The sequence below is a fragment of the Pseudomonas rustica genome, assembly GCF_049959085.1.
Lineage (GTDB): Bacteria > Pseudomonadota > Gammaproteobacteria > Pseudomonadales > Pseudomonadaceae > Aquipseudomonas > Aquipseudomonas rustica.
Map to the genome: position 1 here is coordinate 5,777,185 of NZ_CP188200.1, position 17,240 is coordinate 5,794,424.

At 56.2% G+C, this 17,240-nt stretch carries 19 protein-coding genes; 12 read left to right on the top strand and 7 right to left on the bottom strand.

Annotated elements, in window-relative coordinates:
- Positions 1-43: 43 nt before the first annotated feature.
- Positions 44-733: a phosphate regulon transcriptional regulator PhoB gene (gene phoB, locus ACP3TY_RS26145; RefSeq protein WP_007896474.1), complete on the bottom strand. Its 690-nt coding sequence runs from the start codon at positions 731-733 to the stop codon at positions 44-46.
- A 151-nt stretch (positions 734-884) separates the two neighbouring features.
- On the opposite strand from phoB, the gene ACP3TY_RS26150 reads away from it, so the two are divergent.
- A complete protein-coding gene (locus ACP3TY_RS26150) occupies positions 885-1,268 on the top strand; it encodes a COG4315 family predicted lipoprotein (RefSeq protein WP_053125125.1) in 384 nt (127 codons plus the stop codon).
- Positions 1,269-1,383: 115 nt separating this feature from the next.
- Here the strand turns inward: ACP3TY_RS26150 and ubiA are convergent, their stop codons facing one another.
- Positions 1,384-2,274 (bottom strand): 4-hydroxybenzoate octaprenyltransferase, encoded by an 891-nt coding sequence (gene ubiA, locus ACP3TY_RS26155; RefSeq protein WP_158958400.1) that lies wholly within the window; start codon positions 2,272-2,274, stop codon positions 1,384-1,386.
- Positions 2,274-2,834: a chorismate--pyruvate lyase family protein gene (locus ACP3TY_RS26160; RefSeq protein ID WP_426618810.1), complete on the bottom strand. Its 561-nt coding sequence runs from the start codon at positions 2,832-2,834 to the stop codon at positions 2,274-2,276. The genes ubiA and ACP3TY_RS26160 overlap by 1 nt, the downstream gene beginning before the upstream one ends.
- 201 nt (positions 2,835-3,035) lie before the next feature.
- Here ACP3TY_RS26160 and ACP3TY_RS26165 point away from each other — a divergent pair, with 201 nt between their 5' ends.
- The 3 genes from ACP3TY_RS26165 to ACP3TY_RS26175 all read left to right on the top strand — a co-directional run bounded on the left by ACP3TY_RS26165 (position 3,036) and on the right by ACP3TY_RS26175 (position 4,841).
- Positions 3,036-3,203, top strand: a complete 168-nt coding sequence (locus ACP3TY_RS26165; protein WP_007954349.1) for a rubredoxin — start codon at positions 3,036-3,038, stop codon at positions 3,201-3,203.
- 21 nt (positions 3,204-3,224) lie between these two features.
- Positions 3,225-4,373 (top strand): NAD(P)/FAD-dependent oxidoreductase, encoded by a 1,149-nt coding sequence (locus ACP3TY_RS26170; protein ID WP_426618811.1) that lies wholly within the window; start codon positions 3,225-3,227, stop codon positions 4,371-4,373.
- A gap of 192 nt (positions 4,374-4,565) precedes the next feature.
- On the top strand, positions 4,566-4,841 hold the full coding sequence (locus ACP3TY_RS26175; protein WP_003213368.1) for an HU family DNA-binding protein: 276 nt from the start codon (positions 4,566-4,568) through the stop codon (positions 4,839-4,841).
- Between the two features lie 97 nt (positions 4,842-4,938).
- Here ACP3TY_RS26175 and ACP3TY_RS26180 read toward each other — a convergent pair whose 3' ends face one another.
- The 4 genes from ACP3TY_RS26180 to tssI all read right to left on the bottom strand — a co-directional run bounded on the left by ACP3TY_RS26180 (position 4,939) and on the right by tssI (position 10,110).
- A complete protein-coding gene (locus ACP3TY_RS26180) occupies positions 4,939-5,292 on the bottom strand; it encodes a hypothetical protein (protein ID WP_426618812.1) in 354 nt (117 codons plus the stop codon).
- A 110-nt stretch (positions 5,293-5,402) separates the two neighbouring features.
- The gene (locus tag ACP3TY_RS26185) at positions 5,403-6,092 is read right to left on the bottom strand and encodes a DUF2931 family protein (protein WP_426618813.1); all 690 of its coding nucleotides are present in this window, start codon (positions 6,090-6,092) and stop codon (positions 5,403-5,405) included.
- A gap of 12 nt (positions 6,093-6,104) precedes the next feature.
- Positions 6,105-6,794 carry a DUF2931 family protein gene (locus tag ACP3TY_RS26190; RefSeq protein ID WP_426618814.1) on the bottom strand — a complete coding sequence of 230 codons (690 nt, stop codon included), beginning with the start codon at positions 6,792-6,794 and terminating at the stop codon, positions 6,105-6,107.
- Complete coding sequence (gene tssI, locus ACP3TY_RS26195; protein ID WP_426618815.1) at positions 6,787-10,110, bottom strand: type VI secretion system tip protein TssI/VgrG; 3,324 nt, start codon at positions 10,108-10,110, stop codon at positions 6,787-6,789. The genes ACP3TY_RS26190 and tssI overlap by 8 nt, the downstream gene beginning before the upstream one ends.
- A 711-nt stretch (positions 10,111-10,821) precedes the next feature.
- Between tssI and tssA the strand changes: the two genes are divergently transcribed.
- The 8 genes from tssA (at position 10,822) to ACP3TY_RS26235 (ending at position 17,192) form a co-directional block, all read left to right on the top strand.
- Positions 10,822-12,384 carry a type VI secretion system protein TssA gene (tssA, locus tag ACP3TY_RS26200; RefSeq protein ID WP_426618816.1) on the top strand — a complete coding sequence of 521 codons (1,563 nt, stop codon included), beginning with the start codon at positions 10,822-10,824 and terminating at the stop codon, positions 12,382-12,384.
- 32 nt (positions 12,385-12,416) lie between these two features.
- Positions 12,417-12,920 (top strand): type VI secretion system contractile sheath small subunit, encoded by a 504-nt coding sequence (tssB, locus tag ACP3TY_RS26205; protein WP_053125115.1) that lies wholly within the window; start codon positions 12,417-12,419, stop codon positions 12,918-12,920.
- A 26-nt stretch (positions 12,921-12,946) separates the two neighbouring features.
- Entirely contained in the window at positions 12,947-14,422 is a 1,476-nt protein-coding gene (tssC, locus tag ACP3TY_RS26210; RefSeq protein WP_042561804.1) for a type VI secretion system contractile sheath large subunit, read from the top strand.
- Between the two features lie 9 nt (positions 14,423-14,431).
- A complete protein-coding gene (gene tssE, locus ACP3TY_RS26215; protein WP_053125113.1) occupies positions 14,432-14,839 on the top strand; it encodes a type VI secretion system baseplate subunit TssE in 408 nt (135 codons plus the stop codon).
- A gap of 11 nt (positions 14,840-14,850) precedes the next feature.
- Entirely contained in the window at positions 14,851-15,369 is a 519-nt protein-coding gene (locus tag ACP3TY_RS26220) for a PAAR domain-containing protein (RefSeq protein ID WP_426618817.1), read from the top strand.
- A complete protein-coding gene (locus ACP3TY_RS26225) occupies positions 15,362-16,282 on the top strand; it encodes a hypothetical protein (RefSeq protein ID WP_426618818.1) in 921 nt (306 codons plus the stop codon). The genes ACP3TY_RS26220 and ACP3TY_RS26225 overlap by 8 nt, the downstream gene beginning before the upstream one ends.
- 5 nt (positions 16,283-16,287) lie before the next feature.
- Positions 16,288-16,725: a hypothetical protein gene (locus ACP3TY_RS26230; protein ID WP_163004677.1), complete on the top strand. Its 438-nt coding sequence runs from the start codon at positions 16,288-16,290 to the stop codon at positions 16,723-16,725.
- A gap of 152 nt (positions 16,726-16,877) precedes the next feature.
- Positions 16,878-17,192 (top strand): hypothetical protein, encoded by a 315-nt coding sequence (locus tag ACP3TY_RS26235; RefSeq protein WP_212545363.1) that lies wholly within the window; start codon positions 16,878-16,880, stop codon positions 17,190-17,192.
- Positions 17,193-17,240: the final 48 nt, after the last annotated feature.

Genomic DNA, 17,240 nt, shown 5'->3' on the forward strand with positions numbered 1-17,240 from the left:
GCTTCAACTTGCCGCTTGTAGCTAGACGCTTGCAGCTGCTGTTTTATGCCTTGGTGGAAAACCGGTAGCCAGTGCCGCGCACGGTTTGTACCAGATTTTCGTAGGCGTCGCCGAGTGCCTTGCGCAGGCGGCGGATGTGCACGTCAACGGTGCGCTCTTCAACATAGACGTTGCCGCCCCAGACCTGATCCAGCAACTGGCCACGGGTGTAGGCGCGTTCCTGGTGGGTCATGAAGAATTGCAGCAGACGGTATTCGGTCGGGCCCATCTCGGCCGGTTTGCCGTCGATGGTCACGCGGTGGCTGATCGGGTCGAGCAGCAAGCCACCGACTTCAATCGGCGCTTCGCCATCAGTCGGGCCGGCGCGGCGCAACACGGCTTTGAGGCGGGCGACCAGTTCACGCGGGGAAAACGGTTTGGTGATGTAGTCGTCGGCACCGACTTCCAGGCCCTGAATCTTGTTGTCCTCTTCGCCCTTGGCGGTGAGCATGATGATCGGGATATCCCCGGTCAGCTCGTCACGCTTGAGGCGGCGGGCCAGCTCGATGCCGGACGTGCCGGGCAGCATCCAGTCAAGCAGGATCAGATCCGGCTTGCGGTCGACAATGATGGCGTGCGCCTGCTGCGAGTTCTCTGCCTCGAGGCAGTCATAGCCGGCCATTTCCAACGCAACGGCGATCATTTCGCGAATGGGCGCTTCGTCGTCGACGATCAGAATGCTCCTGCCAACCATGCCTTAATCCTCTTGTCATTTAACTGTCTTGCGCCGCATTAGATAACGGAATTATTGCAGTCGTGTGACAGTATTTTAGTCGCCCGGCGATTGGCGCGATCCTGAACTAAGCTTTAAGTCCGAATCCTGACAACCACAAAAGAAGGTTTCCATGACTCAAATGACTGTTTCTTTCAAAGCGCTGATGCTTGCTGCTGCCCTCGCATTGCCATCGATGGCATTCGCCGCCGACCCGGCGATGGAAAAAGATGGCATGTACACCGATCACAAGGGCATGACCCTGTACACCTTCGCCAAGGACTCTGCGGGCAAGTCCATGTGCAATGACAAGTGCGCGACGAACTGGCCGCCGTTGATGGCTGCGGCGGGCGATAAGTCGATGGGTGACTGGACTGTCATCAAGCGTGACGACGGCAAGATGCAGTGGGCCTACCAAGGCATGCCGCTGTACACCTTCGTGATGGACAAAAAGGCCGGAGACATGACCGGTGACGGCAAAATGGACGGCGCCTGGAAAGTCGCCAAAGCCAAGTAACCGCAGTGCCTTTGTAGGAGCTGAGCTTGCTCGCGAAAGCGGTGTGTCAGTTAACGCATGTGCTGACTGATACGACGTCTTCGCGAGCAAGCTTTGCTCCTACAAGGTTCTATGTTTAGCGCAGTGCGTAATCCAGCACGATCCCGACGAATATCGCCAACCCGGCCCAATGGTTGTGCAAAAACGCCTTGAAGCAGCGCATCCGGTCGCGATCCCGCGTGTACCAGAATTCCCACGCGTAGCAACCGGCAGCGACCAGCAAACCAAGGTGAAACCACGTTCCCAACTCGAACTTCGACCCTGCCAGCAACAGGCAGCCCAACGACAACGCCTGCAAACTCAGGATGATCACCCGATCCGCTTCACCAAACAGAATCGCCGTCGACTTCACGCCAATCTTCAAATCGTCATCACGATCGGTCATCGCGTAATAGGTGTCGTAACCCACCGTCCACAGCAGATTAGCGATCCACAGCAGCCACGCCGCCGCCGGCAGCTCTCCCGTCTCCGCAGTGAACGCCATCGGCATGCCCCACGAGAACGCCGCGCCCAGCACCACTTGCGGGTAATAGGTGTAGCGCTTCATGAACGGGTAAGTGAACGCCAGCGCCAGACCGCCCAGCGACAACCAGATGGTCGGCGCGTTGGTGCACAGCACCAGCAGAAAACTCACGCCCATCAACAGCGCAAAGAACACCAGCGCTTCTTTCGAACTGATTCTGCCGGCCGCCAATGGCCGTTGCGCGGTGCGTTTGACGTGGCCGTCGACCTTGCGATCGGCCCAGTCGTTGATCACGCAGCCGCCGGCGCGGGTGAGGATTACGCCGAGGACAAAAATCACCACGTTGGCCAGCGATGGCGAGCCTTTGCCGGCAATCCACAGCGCCCACAGGGTCGGCCACAGCAGCAGGTAAATGCCGATCGGCTTGTCCATCCGGGTCAGCTGAATGAAATCCCAGGCGCGCGGGTTCAAACGGTTCAGGGACTTGAGCAGGCTCTGATACATCAGCAGTTCTCCGGATGGGCGCGGACGGTGCGCCACAGGCTCGGCAGGAAGATTTCCGCGACCAGCACGCTCAGCGCGCCACGGTCGAAACGCGAACGACGGCCCCACAGTGCGGGCGCCTTGGCGGCGGGCGGCAGCCATGCTTCAGGGTAGTGGCAGACTTCGAGGGCGCGGCGCTGGAACGCCTGATCGCAAAACAGCAATTCGCCCAGCGAGCGGCTGCCGAGTTCGTCCATGTGCAAACCGTCGCCCTGCAACGCGGCGCGCGAAGCGACGCTGCGGGCGAACACCCAAGCCTCGCCATGGCTGCGCAAATACACCTCGCGCACCCAGCCTTCACTGCCTGCGGCCAGATCCAGCGCCGCGCATTCATCGGCGCGCAGGGTGTCCCAGCCTTCGAACAAGGGCGTCACGCTAAAGCCGTCGTTAGACAAACGGGTGAGTCGGCGGGTCAGGGAGCCTTCGTCGAACAGCCAGTCGAGGGTCAACGAATCGGGGAGGGGCGTCAGTCGGCTTTGAGTCAGCCAGAGCGGGGCCGGGGAGGAATTTGTCTGTTGCACAATGAGTCATTATTGGCCGCAAATGAGGCGGCGAGCTTAACATGGCGAGCTGCGATATCGAGCGATCCGGGTCGCCGTTGCGCCGAACAGGCTTGCATCTGCGCGGCTCCATCAGTACAAAACGCGCTGAGCCGGACGGCAGCGCAACACCCATCGACCGTCCGCGCCGGCAAAAGCCTGAACCCCTGAGGAAGTACCTGAATGAAAAAGTGGCAATGTGTGGTCTGCGGCCTGATCTACAACGAAGCCGACGGCTGGCCGGATGACGGCATCGCGCCGGGCACTCTGTGGCAGGACGTGCCGGAAGACTGGCTGTGCCCGGACTGCGGCGTCGGCAAAATGGACTTCGAAATGATCGAAATCAACTAAGTAAATCCAAAGGAGTAAGGCATGAGCGCACCTGTCGTCATCATCGGCACCGGCCTGGCGGGCTATAACCTCGCCCGGGAATTTCGCAAGCTCGACAGCGAAACCCCGCTGCTGTTGATTACCGCCGATGACGGCCGCTCTTACTCCAAACCGATGCTCTCCACCGGTTTCGGCAAAAACAAAGACGCCGATGGCCTGAGCATGGCCGAGCCGGGCGCCATGGCCGAGCAATTGAAAGCCGAAGTGCGCACCCACACGCGCATCAGCGGTATCGATGCCGGCCACAAGCGTCTGTGGATCGGCGAAGAAACTGTCAGCTATCGCGATCTGATCCTCGCGTGGGGCGCGGAAACCGTGCGCGTGCCGGTCGAAGGCGATGGCTCCGAACTGGTGTTCCCGATCAATGATCTCGAAGACTACGCGCGATTCCGTGCCGCGGCCGCCGGCAAGCGCCGCGTGCTGCTGCTCGGCGCCGGTCTGATTGGCTGCGAATTCGCCAATGACTTGATCCTTGGCGGCTACGAAGTGCAATTGGTCGCGCCGTGCGAGCAGGTTATGCCGACGCTGTTGCACCCGGCCGCTGCCGCCGCTGTGAAGGCCGGACTGGAAAGCCTCGGCGCCAAATTCCACCTCGGCCCGGTACTCACCCGTTTGCAGAAAGTCGCCGACGGTCTGGAAGCGCATCTCTCCGACGGCCAGGTCATCGCCTGCGATGTGGTGGTCTCGGCCATCGGTCTGCGTCCGCGCATCGATCTGGCGGCCGCCGCCGGCGTGCAGGTCAATCGCGGTGTCGTGGTTGATCGCCATTTGCAGACGTCCCACGCCAATATCTACGCCTTGGGCGATTGCGCCGAGGTCGATGGGCTGAATCTTTTGTACGTGATGCCCCTCATGAGCTGTGCGCGTGCGCTGGCACAAACGCTGGCGGGAAACCCTACAGCGGTGGCCTACGGCCCGATGCCGATCACCGTGAAAACCCCGGTGTGCCCACTGGTGGTTTCGCCGCCGCCACGCGGTAGCGAAGGTGTCTGGACGGTCGAAGGGCAGGGCGCCGACATCAAGGCGCTGTGCCACAGCGCTGACGGCCAGTTGCTCGGTTATGCGCTGACCGGCACGGCAGTAATGGAAAAACTCGCCCTGAACAAACAGCTTCCAGCCTTGCTGGCGTAAATACTGGTCGTTCTGTCGGAATCACCCCGCTTTTGCCCCCACAAAGGTCTTCGTGAGACTGGCGCAGGCTTTAACCGCGTGCCATCCTCACTCCCGTCTGCCGCAGAGTAGAGCACCTGCGGCGCCTTGGGCGCTGTCCCAACGAGGACAGCACGGACATAACAACAAAAAACCGTCAAAGGGGCTTCACTAATGCGTAAACCAGAACTCGCCGCTGCAATCGCTGAAAAAGCAGATCTGACCAAAGAACAGGCCAACCGCGTTCTCAACGCCGTTCTCGAAGAAATCACCGGCGCTCTGCACCGCAAGGACAGCGTCACGCTGGTGGGCTTCGGCACCTTCCTGCAACGCCATCGCGGTGCCCGCACCGGCAAAAACCCGCAAACCGGTGAACCGGTGAAAATCAAGGCCAGCAACACCGTTGCGTTCAAGCCAGGCAAATCGTTGAAAGACAGCGTCAATCCTTGATGGCGGCGTACTCCTCTGAGTAGCGGGGGAGCGCTGCGATAAAAAATGGGCACACCGATTGCGGTCGGGTGCCCATTTTTTGTGGCTGCGTGCCAGGTTATTTGCGGAAGCAGGCTTTGCCGTTGCCAAAGTCTACGGCCAGGCAGTTCGGCTCGATCGCCAGTTGCAGATCCTGAAACAGGACGGACAGATCGTTGCTTGAGGCAGGTTTGGTTTCGCTTTTCAGCGTCAGTGTCTGGTTTTCCACTTGCCAGGTGCCTTTGGCAAAACCGACGGCACTGCCGTATGCCACGCCCGCGTCAAAAGTGCCGTCCTTGCGCAAAAGCAATTCGGCCCCCATTTCCATGGCGCCGGACAGGTAGTAATGACCGTCTAGTGGTGGGGTGTCTGCGGATGCATGGGTAGCGGGAAGCCACATCAGTGCCGCCAGAAAAAGCGTTTTCAATTCCATGAGGTAATTCTCCTTTTTCAGCGTCCGTGGGGACGCCTTTTTTTCGGTGTGGGTTTTGCTCTTTTCTAATCGGTGATCACAGGCTGGCGAATGCCGGATTATGCCACTCGTTACCAACTCTCATAGGGAATCCCGAATTTTTCGACGTAGGCTTTGGATTCTTCCTGCAGGGGGCGATATTTTCCTTTGGGTGGTCCTCCATTGGGGCCTTTCGGATGGATCCGGCCTTTTACACGCAGGGCTTCAGTGGATCGCAAACATTGACCGCCCAGCCATACCTTGGCAATTCCTCCCGGGGCAAGGCCCACTATTACGTTTTCCCGATAATCCGTAATCCACTTTCCGTCTGCGCCGCAATAGGTTTTCTCGCCCTTGAGCATGGTGTCGCGCATCGATTGCGGGACCTTGATGTAGGCCTCGTACGTTTGTGGTTCGGCCATGGATTGCCAGCGCACGTAGATCCACATGGGTAGCGCCGCCCCAATGATGTGTTGACCTTTTCCTCCGGGATGTTGGGGCCAGCCTTTGGGATTGCCCTTGAAATGAGCCGGTGCGCCTTTGCTTGACGGGCGGGGATAGGTATAGGCCGGTACACCACCGCCCACATCTCCAAACGCCTGGTCATTGATATCGATGACAGCAGCCGTTTCGATCCACACCTCCATATAGTCAGGAACGCCAAACGAGAGTTGCCAGGCGTCATAGGGTAAAGACTCAGGTCTGCTGGAGGTGCATGCGCCCACTGACAGTACAAAAAACAGCAGGGTGCTCGTGCGGATTTGCATCAGGGATTTATTCATCGGATGACCCCCTTACCAACTCTCATAGGGAATCCCGAATTTTTCGACGTAGGCTTTGGATTCTTCTTCCAATAGGGAGTGGTCTTCGATGGGCTTGCCCGCGAAACGTCCTTTGGGATTGATCCTGGCTTTTACTCGCATGACCTCAATGGGCGACAAACATGGGCCGCCCAGCCACACCTTGGCGATGCCTCCGGGAGCAAGGCCCACTATTATGTTTTTACGGTAATCCGTTATCCACTTTCCATCTGCGCCACAGAACGCCCGCTCACCCCTAATCATGGTGTCGCGCGCCGATTGAGGGATCTTGATGAAGGCTTCGTAGGTTTGGGGCTCTACCAGAGACTGCCAGTGCACATAGACCCATTTTGGTGGCGCGGCCCCTATGACGTGTTGACCTTTTCCACCAGGGTGCTTTGGCCAGCCTCTAGGGTTGCCCTTGAGCACGGCGGGCACGCCTTGGTTATAAGCGCGAGGATACGTCATGGCAGCCACTCCGCCGCCCACATCTCTAAACACTTTGTCGTTGTTATCAATGACCACAGCCGTTTCGATCCACACCTCCATGTAGTCGGGGGCGCCAAATGAGAGTTGCCAGGCTTTATAGGGTAAAGACTCAGATCTGCTGGAGGTGCATGCGCTCACTGACAGTACAAATAACAGCAAGGTGCTTATACGTATTTGCATCAGGAATTTATTCATTGGGATGCACCACGCGCTTATGGTTTGCAGCAGGGCGGTTGATGAAAACTATATTTAGTTCGCTGTTGTTGTGATGCTTGTAGGCATTCCAGTTTGCAGACAAATGGATATAGCGACCGGTCAGTAATGCATCTTCATCCAGATTCAAACCTGCGCGCGGTGACTTCCCTAATGCGTAGGCCATCAACTTGTCAGCGATGGCCTGTAGTTCTTCGGGCATTGCATACATTTGCTCTTTTTCGATAGATCTGAACTGGGCACCATGACGTACGGCCAGCTCGCGCATGATGCGCAGGTAAATTAACGCCAGTTCGTTGCGCACCGTCCGCTCGCTGTGGACCACCGCATAGACATTTTTCCAGCGCGCTCTGTCGCCCTTGGCATTGCGAGTCTGTTCAATCGCCCAGGTACGGATCTCCAGTGGCAAGCCATAAAGATTGAGTCGGTCTTGTAAGCGCTCGAGTTCTTGCCGGGCCGCGCGATAGGCAGGTGTGGATGTGGCTGGCACATGAGGATCCACATCAATGCTGCAGCGCGGTTTGCTGAGCAGAACCCGTTCAGTGACACGCGGAAGATAGCCACCCCCCAGATCAGAGTGGACACCTGGCAGTACGATGTCGGCAGTGTCGGCACTGTTGAGCGAAAAGTTGTGGCGTCGCTCATCGCGGGCCACGAGGTGCACTATTTTTCGGGCGATACCTGGAGGCAGATACACATCAACGTCCGGATTCTTGGCGTTGTGGACGCTAAAGTCACCTTTTGTAAGGTTCATTACTGCGGCCACGGTGTCGAAGAGGCCAATGAAATTGATTACGAAATCAATGTCGACACGCCAGTCAAAGGCCTCCGTGAACATCGGAGCCTTGGCAGGCCATTGCGTGGCCAACAGACTCTTTTCACCTTTCATCAAATCGTTGGCAAAGTGTCGCGCAGCGGCAGCGCCCCTGCTAAATCCAAAGATATCGAACTCCACTCGCGTAACTTTTCGGCCTGCATTCGCCTCCTCAAATGCGCGAACCTCATCGAGTATATTTGCAGGGCTTTCCTTAACTCGCGCCAGTACACCTTGGGCACCCGACCCGGTGGTCTGTGAAAACATTGAGTCTTCCTGACCACTACTTGTGCCGATGCCTTGCACATAGACAGGGATGCAGGCGATGGTTTCGTCATCAGGCAGCTGCTGGCGGCGGTCGTCTTTGTAAAGTCGATACAGCTTCGCCACATTGCTCGTGTCATTGCCATAGCTGTTATCCGGCGCTCGACCAAGACCGTCATAGCCAAAGGTCTGACAAAACTGTTGTATGTCCTCAGCTTCCTTTTCCAGGCTCACATCCCGTGCATGACAACCCGCAACCATTTCGCTGTTGTCACGATTGTTGCCGGTACCATCGAAGAACACGCCGATACGCAATGTGATGCCTTCGAGTTCGACCTCTTCTTCCTCTTCCTCCAGTTCGTCCTCGGCATCGGTCTGTTGCGGTGCGGCGATTATCGGCTCCAGGAATTCAACGGTCGATCCCGGTTGTAACGCTTGCGCGATCATGGCCGCTTCTGGAGAACCACCCACCTCGATCACTTGGCTGCTGAAAATGCCATCAGCGTTGATAACGATGTGCTGGTCGCCAACCTTCAGAGAAATGCTTTCACCACCCTCCACAACAACGTGCTGGCCCGCTTTGATATGCACATGCTTGCCGCCCTCGAAGGCCAGTGTCTGATCGACTGTTGTACGACTATTACCCCTGACGCTGACTTGATGAGAATTGCCTACCTCAAGCCGGCTGTCGTGCAGTACATGCTGCTCCAGGTCGCGCTGCGCTCGCAGATAAACAAGTTCTTGTCCGGCCCGGTCTTCGATCGACAGTTCGTTGTAGCCGCCGGTGTACGGCGTGCTTTGGCTACGTAGTGCAGTTCTGGTTTTGTGTTCGGGTAAAGGGTAGGGAGGCGCGGTGACTTTGTTGATCAGGCAGCCGGTGATCAGAGGCTGATCCGGATTACCTTCGAGGTGGGTCACCAGCACTTCCATGCCGATACGCGGAATGGTCATTGCACCGAAGTGCTCCCCCGCCCAGCCTCCCGCCACACGCAGCCAGCAGCTGCTGTGTTCGCTGTTGCGCTCGGCCCTGTCCCAGTGGAACTCGACTTTGACGCGCCCGAACTCATCACAGTAAATATCTTCACCGACCGGGCCGGTCACCCGTGCAGTCTGGCTCACCATCAAAGGGCGCGGTGCCGGCATGGGAGGGCGATAAAAAACGTCCCAGGGGATCGCACTGAGGCTGTTCCGGTAACCCTGAGTGAAACTGTCTTTCGATTCGATGCCGCTGGTTAGCGATTCTTCGAGTACCTGCGGTTGCTTGCCCTCATGGGTAATGCTCAGCAATAACCACAACTGGTTGTACGTTTCGCGCGGGTGTTGCGACAGAGTGAAAAAGTGGCCGCTGCGCAGGGCGGACTGATTGCTTGCGCCCTCCGCCAACTGATAGTCGGTTCGGTGCCGTTCCAGTGCCTGACGTGCGAGTTGCTTGCCGCGCTTTTCACCCTCGAAAGACATTGGATAGCGATAGTCCTCAAGTTCACGACAGGGCTCAGTGGTGAAACTGCTTTCGAGTAAGGCACTCGGGCGTTTCAAGTCGTAGTCACGACCGGTTGCCTTGTTTGGACGGATGCTCAGACGCATTGAAAATCTACTGACAGCCGGATGGTCTGGCAGCATGCCGCTGCTGTCCCGATAAGGGGTTACGCCCAGCTTGGGATAGAAGGTCTGGTCATCGGTGAATACCAGGACATGACTGTCGCAAGTGTGCTGGTGGTGCCAGGCGATGCCTTCTTCCGCGCACAGCCTCTGGATGAACTGAAAATCGCTTTCCCGATATTGGGTGCAATATTCGCGCGCCAGGTTGGGTTTTACATGGAAGGTGAAGGTATCGGTGTGCATGCCATGTTTGTTGAGAATCGTGGCGATGATTTGCGGCACCGTCAAATTCTGGAAAATTCGATGATCATGGCTGTGCTGGAGGAAGTGGAGCGCCGGTACGAGGCGAATTTCATAGCGAGTCAGGCGTTTGCCGATATCGCTCGCAGAAATGTCGTCGATCAAGCCGTGAATGCCTTCACCGCAAGAACCGAATTGGAGGAATGCCGGCTTGCAGAGAAAATTCGCGAGGTCGAGGTCGGGGTGCTCGCTGACCAGATCAACATGAATGGAGTAGAGGGTGCTGATGGCTTCAGTGCCGGTAAATTCCAGCACCTTGAAATCGTGTCGAACATCGGGGATCTGCAGCACAAAGCGCTGCGATTCAGCAGGATTGAACATGTGCTTGTCCTTAAGCAGGCGAAGTGGCTCGCGATGTTCAAACCGTCCGTGGTTCTTGCATGCGAGGTGTTGCTTTCCACGCTAGCAAGTCAGGAAATAAATTGATGTAAGAAGTATCCCTGATATTTGTCAGAGTATTCCGGGCGTGGAAGTGCTGGAGGAACTCAACGAAAGGACTGTAGGAAGACGCTTAATAATTATCGAGTTAGCGCGGATATGCGGTATTTAGGTGTAGCGCAAAGTCACAGACATAAATTTGCCATCAAATTGATGGCACTTTTATTGTTGAGCGTTGTCGCCGACAAAATGTTTAAGGAATCATGTGTGTTTTCGGAAGTTTCCTACTTCTATTTTTTTCGAGAGTTGTCATGCTTGCAGCCCGGAACGGCTCGGTCGTTCGATTCCGCGCGGTCAAACGTCAGCGAAGCGCTCTGGATCAATGGTTTTGAGGGTTTTTCGCAACTGCGATCAATATATAACGCTATCAGGGATTCCCTTGCCAGACATAGGGCGATCTCTTACAGGCGCCAATGAACACTTTGTCTTGTTGTTTAATCAGATGCTTGCTAGTGGCCATCATAGTGATTACGATGCGCGCACTTGAAAGAGCACAAACTCAATTGGATGAGTCCCGTACCCGCTCTTCGATACTGTCCCGCGCCGATGCAATTCCAATAGGCGTATGACCGTAATCCTTAATAAAGGCCATGGATGTCCTACTCAAGCAAACTTTCCGCTCATTACCTCGAACTCGCAAAAGTCTCTGTTTCCAAAGAGAATTTCGCGGGCGAAGACGTTCGTTTTTCGAGCGAATTCGAGGCATTGGAAAGCGAGCTGAGCAAAGCCTCGTCGATGCACGAAAGCGGGCAGATCGACTGGCTGAAAATCCGCGAAAACAGCGAAAACCTGCTGCGTACCCAATCCAAGGATTTGCGTGTCGGCGCCTGGCTGACCTGGTCGTTGTACCAGCGTGAATCCTTCCCCGGGCTGCTGGCCGGCCTCGGTCTGCTGCACCATCTGTCCGAAAACAACTGGGCCGACGTCCACCCGCTCAAACCGCGCACCCGTGCCGCCGCCATCGGCTGGCTGGTGCCGCGTCTTGAGCAGGTCATCACCGAAAACATCGCGATCAAAGAGCAGCTGCCGATGTTCCGGCAGCTCTCCGATCACCTCACCGGTCTTGAAGCCGCTTGCGCTGAGCACTTGGGCGATGAGTCGCCGTTGCTGCTGCCGATCTCCCGTCGCCTGAAAACCATGATCCAGCGCGCTGCCGACAATCAGCCGGCCCCCGGTGTGGTGGGCGCAGCGGTGGCGCAAGTCAAGCAGGCCGCGACCCAGTTGCTCACCCCTGGCGCGCCGATCGACAACGAAAAAGACGCGCACAAAGCATTGCGCGCCCAGCAAGACAGCGCTCGCCCGTTGTGTGCCTGGTGGCTCAAGCAGAAAGCCACTGACCTGCGCGCCTTGCGTCTCAACCGTACGCTGTTGTGGATGACCATCGACGCGTTGCCCGAGCGCAACGCCGAGCAGATCACCGTGTTGCGCGGCTTGCCGGTCGACAAACTCAAGCTCTATCAGGATCGCTTCGATCAGGGCAAATACGCCGACCTGCTGGTGGAACTGGAGGCGAGCCTGGCGAAGGCGCCGTTCTGGTTCGATGGCCAGAGGATGGTCTGGGAATGTCTCCAGAACCTCAACGCCGAGCTGGCCATGCGCGAAGTGGAAATCCACTTCGCGCTTTTGGTTCAACGGCTGCCCGGCATTATCGAACTGCGTTTCCATGACGGCGCACCGTTTGCCGATCCCGCTACTCGGGCGTGGATCGCCGGCAACGTCATGCCGCACCTGCAAAGCGCCAGCGCGCCGCGCAAGGTCGAAAGCGACAACGTCGAAACCCAGCCTGCCTGGGAAAAAGCCCTCGAAGAGGTGCTGCCGATTCTGCGCAAGGAAGGCCTCAAGCCTGCCGTGCAGATTCTCAAGCAAGGACTGCAAGCCGCTCAGGGCGGGCGCGTGCGGTTCTTCTGGCAGTTCGCCCTCGCACGGCTGTGCTTCATGGCCAAGAAATACGAACTGGCCAAAAACCAGCTGGAAACCCTCGATCAGACATTACAGGACTCAGGCCTGCACGCCTGGGAGCCCGATCTTGCATTGGAAGTGCTGCATTTACTGCATAGCTGCTGCGAGTTGTTGCCGCAGAACCATGCCGTACGTGAACGCAAGGAAGAGATTTATCGCAGGCTGTGCCACCTCGATCTCGAAGTGGTACTCGAATAGGCCCCAGGGCCACAACCGCAAGGAGAAAAGCCATGGCCAAAGAAGGCTCGGTAGCCCCCAAGGAACGCATCAACGTCACCTTCAAACCCGCCACCGGCGGTGCTCAGGAAGAGATTGAACTGCCGCTGAAGCTGCTGGCAATCGGTGACTACACCCACCGCAAGGACGAACGCAAGATCGAAGATCGCAAGCCGATCAGCATCGACAAGGTGACCTTCGACGAGGTGTTGGCCAAGCAAGAGCTGAGCCTGTCGATGAATGTGCCGAACCGTCTGCAGGAAGAAGGCAGCACGGAAGAGTTGGGCGTGCAGCTGCGCGTCAATTCGATGAAGGACTTCAACCCGGCCAGCCTGGTCGAGCAAGTGCCTGAGCTGAAAAAACTGATGGAACTGCGCGATGCGCTGGTGGCCCTCAAAGGCCCGCTGGGTAACGCCCCTGCGTTCCGTAAAGCCATCGAAGGCGTGCTCGCCGACGACGAATCCCGCGGTCGCGTACTCGGTGAGCTGGGCCTCAACGCCGCAGCCCCGGACGCCTGAACCCAGCAGCCAAGGAAGCCAACACAATGAGCACTAGCGCAGCACAAGAGAAAGGCGCCGCGAGCGGCGAGTACAGCATTCTCGACAGCATCATCGCCGAAACCCGTCTGACCCCGGACGACGAAGCCTACGACATCGCCAAACGCGGCGTGTCGGCCTTCATCGAAGAACTGCTCAAGCCGCAGAACAACGGTGAGCCGGTCAAGAAGGCCATGGTTGACCGCATGATCGCCGAGATCGATGCCAAGCTCAGCCGTCAGATGGACGAAATCCTGCACCACCCGGATTTCCAGGCGCTGGAATCGTCGTGGCGTGGTCTGCAGCTGCTGGTCGACCGCACCAACTTCCGCGAAAACATCAAGATTGAAATCCTCAACGTCTCCAAAGAAGACCTGCTGGACGATTTCGAAGATTCGCCGGAAGTCATGCAGTCTGGCCTGTACAAGCACATCTACACCGCTGAATACGGCCAGTTCGGTGGTCAGCCGGTGGGCGCGATCATCGCCAACTACTACATGTCGCCAAGCTCGCCTGACGTGAAACTGATGCAGTACGTGTCCAGCGTTGCCTGCATGTCTCACGCGCCGTTCATCGCTGCGGCCGGCCCGAAATTCTTCGGTCTGGAAAGCTTCACCGGCCTGCCGGATCTGAAAGATCTGAAAGACCACTTCGAAGGCCCGCAATTCGCCAAATGGCAGAGCTTCCGGACTTCGGAAGACTCCCGCTACGTTGGCCTGACCGTGCCGCGTTTCCTGCTGCGCAACCCGTACGACCCGGAAGAAAACCCGGTGAAATCGTTCGTGTACAAGGAAACCGTTGCCAACAGCCACGAGCACTACCTGTGGGGCAACACCGCTTACGCGTTCGGCACCAAGCTGACCGACAGCTTCGCCAAATTCCGCTGGTGCCCGAACATCATCGGCCCACAGAGCGGTGGCGCTGTTGAAGACCTGCCGCTGCACCATTTCGAAAGCATGGGCGAAATCGAAACCAAGATCCCTACCGAGGTTCTGGTCAGCGACCGTCGTGAATACGAACTGGCCGAGGAAGGCTTCATCTCTCTGACCATGCGCAAAGGCTCCGACAACGCGGCGTTCTTCTCCGCAAGCTCGGTGCAGAAGCCGAAGTTCTTCGGCATCAGCGCTGAAGGCAAGGCTGCAGAGCTGAACTACAAGCTCGGCACTCAACTGCCGTACATGATGATCGTCAACCGCCTGGCTCACTACTTGAAAGTGCTGCAGCGCGAGCAACTCGGTTCGTGGAAAGAGCGTACCGACCTCGAGCTGGAACTGAACAAGTGGATCCGTCAGTACGTTGCCGACCAGGAAAACCCGAGCGCCGAAGTGCGTGGCCGTCGTCCGCTGCGCGCTGCGCAAATCATCGTCAGCGACGTTGAAGGCGAGCCGGGCTGGTACCGCGTGAGCTTGAACGTGCGTCCGCACTTCAAGTACATGGGTGCCGATTTCACCCTGTCGCTGGTTGGCAAGCTGGACAAAGAGTAAGAGCGACTCATGGACGGATACGGCAGCCTTTTCGAACGCCTTAATGGCGACGCAGAAAAACGCAGTGGTTGGAGCCGCGAGGTTTCCGCCATGGCGTCCGTGGCTGCCCATCTGGCCAAAATGCTCAGCACCCGGGCCGGCAGCGTGCAAACGCTGTCCGACTACGGGTTGCCCGATCTCAATGACATGCGTCTGAGCCTGCACGACTCTCTGAGTCAGGCCCGTCTGGCTATCGAATGCTTCATCGAAGCCTACGAGCCGCGCCTGAGCAACGTGCGTGTCATTTCCCTGCCGCGTGATCACGATCAGCTGCGCCTGGCCTTCAGCATCGAAGGCCTGCTGGAAGTTGATGGTTTCAAGCGACAGGTCAGTTTCGCCGCGCGCCTGGATGGCAGCGGACAAGTGAAGGTCAACTAAGGAGATTCCCGATGTCTGGCAAACCCGCAGCGCGCGTATCCGACCCCACCGCTTGCCCGCTCCCCGGCCACGGCACCAACCCGATCGCTGTCGGTTCCGGCGACGTGTTCTTCGACGGCCTCGCGGCCGCCCGCCAAGGCGATGCCTCGGCGTGTGGTGGTGCGATGTCGGGAGGTTTGGCCACCACTGTTTTGATCAACGGCAAGCCTGCCGCGACGGTTGATTCGGTGGGTACGCATGGCAACAAGGTTACGGCTGGGTCCGGGACGGTGATTATTGGCAATTCGCATACGCCGGCGCCGTTTGTGCCGCCAGTTCCAATGCCTGGCTATTTCAATGACTTTTTCGTTTTGAGGGACGACGAAGGTAGCCCGGTGGCAAATTACGGCTACCGATTGGAGACCGAGTCAGGTGAGATTTATGAGGGCGTGACGGACGCCAACGGCCACACCAAAGCTGTTAGCACCGGTAAAGCTTCCCAGATATTGAAAATTTCCCTGCTTCCTCCAGCAGGAGTCGCGAATGTCTAACGTTACGCCTCTGGCGCAGGCTCCTTCCACCCCTTCTACCAATCGTGAGGGGCAGGTCGCGACCGTAAAATTAGCAAAGCTTTCAACTTATGAATTCAATATAAGATCGTTTCACCCAGGGAAAACGTTTGGGTGGAGCGGCTTTTACTTCGAAGGTGATGCACGCGGCTTTTCGTTAAAGCCAAGCGGCCTCTCTGGCGCTCAAGGTACGCTAATAACTTCACGTGTATGGCATAGGTTTTTTGTAAAGCTGGCAACGAACGAAGTTGTTAATACGCAAACGGAGTCGAATGATTCCGGGAAGGCGGGTGAAGAACATACTCACTATGATGCAGAGTTAAAGCCCAAAGGCGGAAGCTGGCCATCAATTAAAAGTGAAAAGGGTGCAGTCACTACTGTTTGGGTAGATGGTGGTTACGCAGGTGAGAATCACGCTTTTCCATTTTCAGCGGAAACAAAAAAATTGACAGGAATGACATTCGTGCCAAGCCTGGACGTAAGTTACAAAGTTATAATGACGTTCGATCGAGTGGCGAAGCATTTAGATGTAGTGACATATATAACTGGTGATGGATTTCCGAACTGTCAGGCTTTTATTACTGATGGTTCTGGAAAATCTGTTTTTTTAGGTGTGCATGTTCGGAAGGCTGCAGCTCTTGTTGCGCTATTTGGTGATAAAAAGTATCCGATGATCTCTTCGGCGATTCGTATAGAAGTTGATGAAGAGGGGAACTTCAAAGGCACTCTTGGAAACGAGATGAGAAGGCGAAAGTTAAAAAAAGAAGCTCTGGAAATGCGGCCGATTGAGGAGTGGAATAATTTTTTCAAAAATCTTAGTCCGAACGATGGCCGCTGGATGGGTATCTGGGAAGAGCCTATGCCGGACGACTCTACCGAGTCGACGTTGAAATGACGTATGTGAGTTATTTTAAAACAGCGATTTGGTTGCCAATGGTGGTGTTGCCGGTTTTGCTGTTGCTTGATGCTTTCTATTTTTCCAGCCCGCTACGTGGTGGGATGGAACAGTTCGTCCTTATATACGTTCTTGGTTTCGGGCTGGTGGCCTATGTGTTATTCGCGGTCTTTTCTACTCGTTTGATTTCTAGGAGAACTGAGCTTGAAGTCGTACGTCTTGCTTGGTGGGCTCCTGTAGTTTTTATCCCGTTTTATGGTGTGCCTTGGGTTGTTTATGGCATCGGATGTTTGGCGTTTGGCAGGCTAGCGGGTCTGGGTATGATGTTTTTGTGGTTAACTTATATTCCCTATGTTTTAGTGGTTGGCGCATTTTTTTCAGTTGTTACGGTTGTTGCTTTTAAAGTCTTGAGTAAGTTTTTACTGTTTTCCGAGAAGCGTTAGAGATGCTTGTGATAAGCCCTGTTATGTGGCGTATCAAAAAAGGTGGCTGTTCCAAATGGTAGTAAGCTCGTGATTTGGAAATCGAGAAAGGTGAAATGATGAGTGCAGCTCTATTATATTTTTCAAATGATGAAGTATGTAGGCGCAAGCTCATGAAGCTGTCTGTCGCAATTCTTGCTGTGGCTTTGTTTTCACTGACAAACGTGTTTCCCAATGCGCTCATGATGTTGATGGATGGTGTTAACTTCATCCCGTCTGAATCCTCCATTTTTTCATTCAAGCCTTATGAGATAAATGAGGGGTCGTCGAATTACTGGATCTATGGCGAGGATGGTAAGAACTATTACTACTTCTCCTACGAGCCCGCAGCGCCTTACGTATTCATTCGTAAATCCAATGCATGTCCGTCATTTGATCGGCTTGACCATGCCACGTGGTGCGCCGCAGAAGGCGGCGGTCAAAAATGAACCGGCATTTCGGTGGCGGAGCGTTTTTTTTATGAGTTCATTTTTCAG